Below are 11,409 nucleotides of genomic sequence, written 5' to 3' on the forward strand. Positions count from 1 at the left end.
TTTGCTAATTTTTAATCTCATTTCTCGTTTCTTAAAAATTAAATGTGCCACCCAGTGCGAAAACAGAAATATTGGGATATACGCTACCGTTACGCGTGTTAAGTTCTGGATCCCATAAATCAAAATTGCTAAAGGTCAGAAGATTTGTTCCTCTCAGGTAAATTCTGAAAGTATCTATACCTACTTTGTCTGTGATATTTGAAGAAAAGGTATAGCCTATTTCGGCAGTTTTTAGACGTAAAAAGTCGATGTCTTTGAGCCACCAGCTACTATCCTGTCTGTTGTTTGAATTTCCATTAGTTGAAGAACCATAAGATAATCTCGGAGAAAAGGCATAAGGATCATTATTTTCTGGAGTCCAGCGGTCGAGTGTTGCTGTAAATACAGTTCCTTCACCACCATCTCCTCCAAAAGGCTGTATACCTGCGCCACTTATAAAGCGACTTGAATATTTTTGACCCTGAAAGAATAAACTTAAATCAAAGCCTTTATATTGAGCGGTAAGTCCAAAACCATAGGTCAATGCAGGGACATCACCTTCACCTAAAACTTTGCGATCAAATGCATCTATTTGACCATCATTATTTAAATCTGTGTATTTAATATCCCCCGGTTGAATGCGTCCAAACTGTGTAGGAAAACCATCTTCTGGAGTTATAAAACCATCCCCATCAATGTCATCTTCTAGAGTAAAAAGACGTTCTGCAACATATCCTACCGAAGCTATAAGATTTGAACCTCTGCGATCTAGCCAGGGAAATGGCTGCTCTGGGACTCCGTTTGAGATTATTTTATTTTTATTGTAAGTAAAGGTTCCTCTAAAACCAAGTTTAAGCTCTTGAGCAATAGTAGCATTGTAGTTAATTGTACCATCAAAACCTTTATTTTCTACAATACCCAGGTTACCAGAAGGATCTGAACTAAGTCCTATATAGTTAGGAATATCACTACGATTTAAAAATGCGCCTTCCGTACGTTCTTTAAATAGATCAAAAATGATATTCAAATCATTATCAAACATATTTAGTTCAAGACCTAAATCTTGCTTGCGTGCTTCGGCCCATCTTACATTTACTCCGGTACGAGCTTCTGAGATACCACGGATAGGATTTCCACCATTAGAACCGTATGTATAACCTCCATTATCTGCACCTCCACCTGAATATTCATTTAAAGTACTTAAGTAAGCAAATCGTGGTGCGCCTGAATCTGAACCAACAAGACCATCAGAATATCTTATTTTAAGGTAATTAATGGTTTCTTCAAAAGCTTTGAAGAATTTCTCATTAGAGATAACCCATCCACCGGCAACAGAAGGGAAAAAACCATAACGGTTATCTGGGGCAAAATTTTCTGAACCGTTGTAACCGGCATTTACTTCAAAGAAGTACCGTTCGTCATAGGAATAGGTTGCCCGTCCTGCTAAGCCTTCACTTCTAAATGGTATCCCACTTACCAGATCTCCTGCAAATGCATCCACATAATCTTGTCTATTTGCCAAGAGTAATGCACTTACTGAATGTTTGCTAAAAGTGCGGTCATAGTTTAATGAAACTTGAGAATAAAATCTTCTATTACCACCATTATTATTATCGTAGCCAAGAAATTGACTATTAGAGGTAAAGGTTTCATTTAATACTAGTTCGCCATTTTCAGTATACGGGAAATTTTGATCTACAAAGTAGGTACTTTCACGTTTTTCTCTATTTAGGTTTTGCTCGTTATACGTGTCAAACGCAAATAAACCGTTTACGGAAAGTCCTTCGGTAATAAAAGTTAACTCCTGACCTATATTTAAATTAGTATTGAGTTTATTTCTATTGAACGTACGGTAACCTCTTAGGGCTACATCTGCATAAGGATTACGTAAACCGCCGTTAGCACTTTTTCCTGGCACAAACCCACCCGGGTAGAGTACAGGATATTCTACAGGAGATACTTCTAAAGCAGCTCCAAAAATAGACCCTACATCAACTCCGGGATAGTTACCTTCTGAGAGATAACCTTGAATACCCACATTTATATTTGTTGTTTTGGTAATGTCTATGGTTAAATTAGAAGTGAAATTATAGCGTTTAAATCGCGTCCCAGAATCATAACTCTCAAGTCCGTCTGTTACAAAAAGACCGGTCTCATCGTAATAACCTAAAGAAACATAATACTGTGCATCCTGTACACCACCACTTACATTTACAAGAGCTTGTCTATTTCTGCCATAGTCATTAAACACTTCATCCAGCCAGTTAACATTGGGGTAGAGTAGTGGCTGATCACCTGCAGCAGTATTATCAATATATTCTTGAGAAAATCTAGGAACCAAGCCTCTGGTTGTTAAGGCTTCGTTTGCTAAGTTCATATATTGTATTCCATCTACAATCTCTGGAACCTGAGTAAAGTAGCTCACCCCTTCATAATAATCTAAGGTGACCTGAGGCTTGCCTAATTTCCCTCTTTTAGTCTCTATTAGTATTACTCCATTTGCACCACGTATACCATAAACAGCGGTTGCCGAGGCATCTTTAAGAATTGAAAATGATGCGATATCGCGAGGATTGATGTTATCTAGAGATCGTTCAACACCATCTACTAAGACTAATGGACTTGCGTTACCAAATGTAGATATACCGCGTATCCACAAATCAGCACCATCAAATCCAGGTAGTCCGTCGCGTTGAACCCCAGTAATACCAGAAATTCTACCGGCTAGCATTGTACCTAGATTAGCAACAGGTAATTCTAATTCCTCTGCTTTAATAGTAGATTGAGCCCCTACTACACTTATTTTTTTCTGTTTACCATATCCTACAAGAACAACTTCATCTAGTGACTGAGCATCATCAGCCATTTGAATATTGATCTCACTTTCTCCATTAACGGGTATTTGAGCTGTTTTCATCCCAACATAGGAAAATACTAAAACCGCATTGCCGCTTTTTACGGTAATGGTGTAGTTACCATCAAAATCGGAGAGTGTTCCATTAGTAGTATTTAATTCTTTAATGTTTACACCCGGTAAGGGTACACCCTGAGAATCTGTAATAGTTCCCGAAATCGATATAGTAGAATCTTGGAAAGCAAAAAGATTTTGACCAGAATAGACATTAAGAATGATGAATAAGATGGCTACAAACTTAAGGTTCCTATTTTCTCTAAGACTCAAAGGCACGGAACGCAATAACTGACCTAACAGTAGATGAGAATCAATGTGTAATTTTTTCATCATTATTTAAATAATTGGTTAGTACTTGATTACAAAGTGTTTGCTAATTTAGTAAAACGTTTTACTAAATTCCTAATTATTTATTAAAAATGTGAAATAATTATTAAATTTTATTTTTTTTAGAGTGAAAAAAAATAAAATAGTGTGAAATAGTTACTAGCTAAAAAATGGGGGAGATGTAGATTTTGCTAATGATTTGGAAATGGATGTTCTTCAAAATTAAGCTTCATTTTTAGTAGACAATTTTTTTGAAGAGTCTCTTATTTGAAGTGAAGCTTCTAATGTTTTTTGTATTAAAGGGATGTTTTTGTCTTTCGATTTAAGAATTTTAAACATTATATCCATTAACTCTTTTGCGATTTGTTCAATAGGTTGGGCTACTGCAGTAATTGATGGATTATTAATTTTAAAGAATTCATTATCATCAAATGTTATAATGCCTAAATTATAAACTAAATCTGGATTGATTTTTTTAATAATTTCAAATGCAAATTGAGTTAAATAATTAGTTGAGAAAAACACGGCGTCGATATTATTTTTAAGCAATAAAGTTTTTATTGAAGTAATGCCTTCTTTTTTATTAATTGTTTCAAAGGGTAATTTCAAAACAATACTTTCAAGACCAGCATCGTCTATAGCTTGACTATAACCTTTAAATCTATCCGTCATTTGATTTTGAGGTGTTTCAATAGTAATAAATGCTATTTTCTCAAAGTCATTATTAATCAAATGTTGGGTAGCTGCTTTTGCAGCTTGAAAATTGTCTATTACAACATAATGGGTTGGTAAGTCTTCAAAATAGCGATCTCCTAAGACAACTGGAATTCCGATTTTTATCAGTTTTTCTATTTCTTTACGAATTCCTGCAGACGGTATAATTATAAATCCATCAACCAGACGTTCGCTAAAGACACGTATCAATTCTCTAGAACGTTTGTCATTATTTTCATTACTACAAAATAAAACTTTGTAGCCTTTCTTATATGCAATATCCTCTATTGCTCTTGCAATATTTGCAAAAAAGCTATTGGAGATATCTTCAACCATAAAAACCAAGATTTTGCTTTCGCCGGTTCGAAGACTTTGAGCAACTTGATTAGGTGTATAATTAATTTCCTCAACATAGTCTTCAATCTTCTTGATAACCTCTTTAGAAATTTTACGTTCTTCACCTTTGCCATTTAAAACAAAGGATATTGTAGTAATTGAAACGTTTAATGCCTTGGCGATATCTTTAATTGAAGGTCTTTTTTGTTTCATGCAGTGGGAGTAAATTAATTATAAAATGTTAACAGAGACAACACTTATGCTATGCAACTTAGTCTCAAAGTTTTCACGACAAAGTTAGGCTCTTTAAAAATAGTTATTGAGTAATTTTTACATTAACGCTAAGTATTTTCTCAATTTATACTAAAAATTAAATAAATGACATACTTTTATTAAAGTAAAACGTTTTAGTTAGGTTATTTCTTTATTATGGATTTAAAATTCTACTGCCATTTTCTTTTATTTTTTCTATTCTATGGCTCTCAAGCCAATGAAATTATCGATTTGAAAACCGAATACTTGACAAATCCTATAGGAATAGATGTAATAAATCCTCGATTCTCGTGGAAAATTAAATCGAGCGAACATTACAACTCACATTATCATCTTGTTGTAGGTACAGATTCTAGTGAGGTAGCTATGGGAATTGGGAAATATTGGAGTACTAAATTTAGTAATTATGAAAACCGAATATCGTATGCCGGTAAAAAATTGGATGCCTCAACGAAATACTACTGGGCAATCGCAAAGGATACTACTAACTCCAAAAAGGTATATTACGTAAGCAGCTTTGCAACGGGTTTATGGGGGATTTCAGAATGGAAAGGAAATTGGATTACAGATACTAGTGGTGTCAATTTAAAACCTGCTCCTTATTTTAGAAAAGAGGTTTCAATAAATAAAGTGGTAGCTGCTGCTACTGCCTATATAACTGCAGCAGGACTTTTTGAATTCTATATAAATGGTAAGAAAATAGGAGATCATTTTTTAGATCCTGTTTATACTCGTTTTGATAAGCGTAATACCTATGTGACCTTTGACGTAACTCCACATTTTAAAACGCGTAAAATAGCATTGGGTATCCTATTGGGTAATGGGTGGTATAATCATCAATCTACTGCTGTATGGAATTTTGATAAAGCTGGTTGGCGCAACAGACCTCGTTTTTTACTTAATATCAAAGTTGATTATACAGACGGCTCTTCTGAAATAATAAGAAGTGATTCAAGTTGGAAAACCAGTTTGAGTCCGGTTATTTTTAATAGTATCTATACGGCTGAGCACGTTGACGCGCGTTTAGATCAGAAAGGATGGAATATGCCAGGATTTAATAATAACTCCTGGGAAAATGCAATACCAGTTGCAGCACCTTCTTCACACATCGTAGCTCAATCTATACAACCCATAAGACTTACTGATACGTTAAAGCCCGTTAGTCTCAAAAAAATAAATGATACCAGTTATGTATATGATATGGGCAGAAATATATCAGGTATCACTCAACTGAAAGTTGAAGGGAAGGGTGGAACAACTTTTCAGGTTACCCATGCAGAACAATTAGATAGTATAGGTAATGTTGATCTCACCAATATTAATGTGCATTATAGACCTACAAATGATTCAGATCCTTTTCAGACAGATATTTATACTTTAAGTGGTGATGGACTGGAAACATTCTCACCAAAATTTAATTATAAAGGATTTCAGTATGTACGCGTCACTAGTGATCAACCATTTGTAGTAGACCAAGAAAGCCTCACAGGCTATTTTGCGCATAGTGATGTACCTCAAACAGGAACTATAAAAAGTTCAAACGAGATTATTAATAAAATTTGGGAAGCAACTAACGCTGCATATTTATCTAATTTATTTGGATATCCTACTGATTGTCCTCAAAGGGAAAAAAATGGATGGACAGGGGATGCACATATTAATATAGAAACCGGCTTATATAATTTTGATGCTATTACAATTTATGAAAAATGGATGGCAGATCATCGAGATGAACAGCAACCCAATGGAGTTTTACCCTCTATAATTCCCACGTGGGGATGGGGATATGATTGGGGAAATGGTCCAGATTGGACAAGCACAATTGCTATTATACCATGGGAATTGTATCAATTTTATGGAGATGATACGGCACTAATCGATAATTATGAGGCAATTAAAAAGTACGTAGATCACATTACAGAAACTAGCCGGGAAAGTGGGTTAACAGATTGGGGATTGGGAGATTGGGTTCCTGTTAAATCAGTTACTCCAAAAGAGTTTACCTCATCGATATATTATTTTGTAGATGCTACAATTTTAGCAAAGACGGCCAAGCATTTAAAAAAAGAAGAAGATTATGAATTCTATTCTACGCTAGCTACAGATATAAGAAATGCGATTAATTTAAAATATTTAGATCGTGAAACAGGGGTATACGGTCAGGGTTTTCAAACGGAATTAAGCGCAGCTTTATATTGGGATATTGTACCTGAAGATTTAAGAAGCAAAGTTGCCGAAAACTTATATAAACGAGTACTTGCAGATGATAAACATATTGATGTAGGCCTTCTAGGCACCAAAACCATTTTAGGAGCATTAAGTGAAAATGGATATGCAGATTTGGCTTACGAAGTGGCATCTCAAGAAACGTTTCCGTCATGGGGTTGGTGGATTAAAAACGGGGCTACGACACTTTATGAAAATTGGGATATAGCTGCAACATCAGATATTTCTAGAAATCACATTATGTTTGGAGCCATAGGTGCTTGGCTTTATAAAGGTATTGGTGGTATCTATCCAGACCCCAATGCTCCCGGATTTAAGAATGTATTGCTCAAACCTAATTTTGTGACTGGTTTAGATACGTTTACGGCAAAACATACAGGACCTTTTGGCGAAATTGTTTCTAGTTGGAAACGTGATGGATCTAATGTAATCTATACGGTTGTCATACCACCTAATAGTACCGGTACCTTGCAATTGTATAATGTAAAAAGTTTTTTAAGCGATGTTGATAAAGGCAAAGTAAACCGCTCAGATGACTTAATTAATACCCACCTTATAGCAGGTACTTATGTTTTTAAAATTGAATTAAAATAGATTTTTTAGTATTTAGAAAGCGTTAGATAATTTTTCAAAGAATTGATTTTGTAAACAAATACTTTCAGAAAAAAAATATACTTTTAAAAAGTAAAACGTTTTAGTTTATTTACGAGATCGATTGAGTTGGTTTTTTTTTACAAACAATCTATTACATACAAAATGACAAAAACAGAAAAATTTTAACTAATTAGAATTCAATATCTACTCGCAATATAATTTATAAGAAGAATGAATACATCAAAATCTATTCCTGTAGTTCCTAAAAAATTACTACTTCCATTTATTTTAGTTACCTCATTATTTGCATTATGGGGATTTGCTAATGCTGTAACAGATCCAATGGTACAAGCCTTTAAAAAGGTACTCGAATTGTCGAATTCACAAGCAGCTTGGGTACAAATGGCATTTTACGGAGGATACTTTTGTATGGCGCTTCCTGCCGCTTTGTACGTGCGTAAGTTCTCTTATAAATCAGGAGTTCTTGTCGGCCTTACACTTTACGCTGTCGGAGCACTTTTATTTTATCCTGCAGCGACAACGGGTATGTTTTGGTTTTTTTGTTTGGGTTTATATATACTAACCTTTGGTTTGGCTTTTTTAGAAACTACCGCAAATCCGTACATTCTGGCGATGGGTGATCCTTCTACAGCGACACGTAGATTAAACCTGGCTCAGGCTTTTAATCCCGTAGGACTTATTGCCGGTTTATTAATAGCAAAATTTTTTGTGTTAGACCTATTACAATCTGATGATGTGTCAAATTTTTCGGCATTGACAGAAGTTCAAAAAGTGCTTATCAAAAGTGCAGATTTGATGGTAATTCGTAATCCTTATGTGATTTTAGGATTAGTAGTTCTGGCTATTCTAGTTTTAATTGCAGTGAATAAAATGCCTCAGGCAAAGGGAGAAGGAGAAATGCCTAGCATTAAAAATACGTTTTTAAACTTATTTAAAGACAAAAAATACACACTCGGCGTTCTTTCTTTAGTGCTTTATATGGGGGCTCAAATAGGTTGCTGGACGTATATATATCAATATGCAGAATCTAAAGGAATACCAAGTTCTACGGCAGCAAATTATCAATTAGTAGCCTTTATATTATTTACTCTTGGTCGCGCTATAGGAACTTATCTGCTTCGATTTATGAGTTCTGGAAAGTTACTTTTCATATTTTCAGCTTTAGGAGGATTATTCACCTTGGGTGTTGTTGTTCTGGGAGGCACTTTGGGCTTATACAGTTTGGTAATGGTTTCCTTATTTCTCTCTATAATGTTTCCTACAATTTATGGTATTGCTTTAGAAGGTTTAAAAGAGGAAGAATCAAAAATTGGCGCAGCGGGTCTCGTTATGGCAATTGTAGGCGGGGCCTTACTACCTAAACTTCAGGGAATGCTAATTGACTTAGGAGGGGTAGATGTAAATGATATTTCAGTATTTGGGCTCTCAGAGATGAATCTTTCTTTTTCTGTACCTGTTATTTGTTTTGTGCTGGTTGCCATCTATGGACGATGGATTCATAAAAAGCAAACATTTGTAGTAACAGCACATTAAATATTAGAGCGTAAGTAAATTTCCACCTTTAATTAAATTCAGTACGCACGACATTATGAAAAAAACGGCGTTTATAATTTTGAGTATTTTATCTGTACTTAGCGCTTATGCGCAAAATACTCTTACTAATTATGTAAATGTTTTCTTAGGTACTTCTGGAGATCATGGTCAGTTATCTCCATCTGCGTCTACACCATTTAATATGATGAATCTTGGGCCGCAAACAAATCCGCATCAACATACAGGGTATGAGTTTTATGCTAAAGAATTTGATGGATTTACACACACCCGAATGGAAGGTGTGGGCTGTACCGGTAGTGGTGGTAATATTCTTATTAAACCTATTTTAAATGGAGATCCAGAAACTGCGCTACTGCGAAACAACCAAGATGCAGAACCTGGCTATTACCACGTAAATTTTAAAAATGGGATAGATGCAAAACTAAGTGTAGGTCAGAATTTTGGTTTACACGAATATGCATTTCCTAATAATGAGGGAGGTATATACCTAGATTTAAGTTTTGCATTGAGTAACCGATTTGTTTCAGAAACACATACTTTAAAAGGCAATATCCTGTCGGGATCTATTGAAACAAAAACCACCTGCCACGCAGGAACCTATCATATTTATTTTGCTATACAGCTGCCTCAAAATGCCCAAATAAGGAGTAGTGGAGAGCATCAGTATATCTTAAAGGGATTAGGCAATAATGCCCAGGTACAAGTGAGTTTTTCTTCTGTAAGTGAGACCTATGCTCAAAACAGATTACAGAAAGCTCCTTTAGCCGCTCTTCGAAGCAAAGCTTCTACAAGCTGGAATACCTATTTAAGTCATATTGAAGTTACCGGTGAAGAAGATCGAGTAGCCTTATTTTACTCGCTTTTGTACCGAAGCTTGCAATCTCCGTTTCTAGTTTCAGAAGAAGATGGAAGCTTTACTGCCACTGATGGATCTAAGCAGAAGGAAACCTACAAATACTATAATGGCTGGGCAATATGGGATAATTATCGCGAACAATTGCCATTGCTGTCCTTGGCATATCCTGAGGTTTATCAAGATATCATAACAAGTATTGCAAACTTATACCGTTTTGGTAAAAATAACTGGGCCACAGCATATGAACCTACGCCTACTGTACGTACAGAACATGCGATTGTGGTATTGTTAGATGCCTATAAAAAAGGATATAAAGTAGATTTTAAAAGTATTAAAGATGCGCTATTGCAAGAGGCTAACTCTCTCGATTTTGGTGCTCCTGATAAAGCTTTAGAATCATCCTACGATTTGTGGGCTTTAAGTGAAATCTTAAAAATAACTGGAGATTATAAATTGAGTTCAGAATATTTAGAACAGGCATTAACCTATAAAACATACTGGGAAAAAGACTTTAAAGATTTAACAAAAGGAGATGTCGACCGTATGCAAGCTCGTGGTTTATACCAAGGAACCATCTGGCAATACCGCTGGTTTGTACCCTGGGATATTAAAGGATTAAAAAATCTTGCAGGAGGTGAAGCCGATTTTGAAAACCAATTGGATCAGTTTTTTAGAGACTTTAATTACAATCACGCCAATCAACCCGATTTACAAGTTCCGGGATTATATAATGCAACAAGCCAACCTTGGAAATCTCAAAAGCTATTTAGAAAGATATTAATTGACACGGTGGTACAAACTTATTTTAATGACAATAGTAAAGGGATTGATCCTTATGTGGGGCGTATTTATCAAAATAAGCCAAAAGCATACCTCCGCACAATGGATGATGATGCTGGCACGATGTCCTCGTGGTTTGTCTTACACAGCATAGGACTTTCAATTGCTAATGTAGGCGACCCGGTGTATTACCTAACAGCTCCTATATTTAAAGAGGTTAAACTGAATTTAGGTCTGGGCAAAACCTTTAAAATTTCAGTAAAAAATTATAATAAAGATCATTTTTATATAAAGTCGGCAGTACTAAATGGCAAACCTATAACTCGAAATTGGCTGACGCATAACGAAGTTTCTCAAGGAGGAAATTTAATTATTGAAACGGCTGTAGAACCAAATACTAACTGGGGAATAAAGGAACAATTTATTACCTCAATACAAGAAGAGTAGCTAATTATTACAGCTAATACTATCTAATTTGAAGTGGATGGGATATGAGTAATTCTCAACTTTAGGTTCCGCTTTCTGTGATGTTATTAAATGTAGAGTTATACATTAACAACCGAATTCCTAATTAGCTAAAATGAGATTTATATAGAATCAAATGCAACTATAATTAGAATGATTATGAAGATATCAAGCGTATTTATTTTTGTTGGATTTACAATACTATTCGGGTTTACATCTTGTAAAGAAAAGCCACAAAAAGATAAAGAAATGGAAATAGTAAATGATACATTATTCTCCGACTTCAACAAGGATGAGATGTTGAAACCAGCAGCATTTGATACAATCATTGACAATAAAAAAGTGAGTTTATACTGGATAGAAAGTGATAATT

5 protein-coding genes and 1 pseudogene are annotated in these 11,409 nt (G+C 35.0%); 4 read left to right on the forward strand and 2 right to left on the reverse strand.

What is annotated here, in order from left to right:
- Window positions 1-31: 31 nt before the first annotated feature.
- Both DSM00_RS13520 and DSM00_RS13525 read right to left on the reverse strand, forming a co-directional pair.
- A complete protein-coding gene (locus DSM00_RS13520; protein WP_241652424.1) occupies window positions 32-3,223 on the reverse strand; it encodes a SusC/RagA family TonB-linked outer membrane protein in 3,192 nt (1,063 codons plus the stop codon).
- 216 nt (window positions 3,224-3,439) lie between these two features.
- Window positions 3,440-4,480, reverse strand: coding sequence for a LacI family DNA-binding transcriptional regulator (locus DSM00_RS13525; protein ID WP_128758500.1), 1,041 nt, complete (start codon window positions 4,478-4,480; stop codon window positions 3,440-3,442).
- Window positions 4,481-4,696: 216 nt separating this feature from the next.
- Here DSM00_RS13525 and DSM00_RS13530 point away from each other — a divergent pair, with 216 nt between their 5' ends.
- From DSM00_RS13530 to DSM00_RS13545, 4 genes and pseudogenes are all read left to right on the forward strand, one after another.
- Entirely contained in the window at window positions 4,697-7,360 is a 2,664-nt protein-coding gene (locus DSM00_RS13530; protein ID WP_128758501.1) for an alpha-L-rhamnosidase, read from the forward strand.
- Window positions 7,361-7,591: 231 nt separating this feature from the next.
- The gene (gene fucP, locus DSM00_RS13535) at window positions 7,592-8,914 is read left to right on the forward strand and encodes an L-fucose:H+ symporter permease (protein ID WP_128758502.1); all 1,323 of its coding nucleotides are present in this window, start codon (window positions 7,592-7,594) and stop codon (window positions 8,912-8,914) included.
- 55 nt (window positions 8,915-8,969) lie between these two features.
- A complete protein-coding gene (locus DSM00_RS13540; protein WP_128758503.1) occupies window positions 8,970-11,018 on the forward strand; it encodes a glycoside hydrolase domain-containing protein in 2,049 nt (682 codons plus the stop codon).
- A 177-nt stretch (window positions 11,019-11,195) separates the two neighbouring features.
- A pseudogene (locus DSM00_RS13545) lies at window positions 11,196-11,409 on the forward strand (hypothetical protein); the annotation flags it as partial.

This window comes from Leeuwenhoekiella aequorea, from assembly GCF_004104375.1.
Taxonomy (GTDB): Bacteria; Bacteroidota; Bacteroidia; order Flavobacteriales; family Flavobacteriaceae; genus Leeuwenhoekiella; species Leeuwenhoekiella aequorea.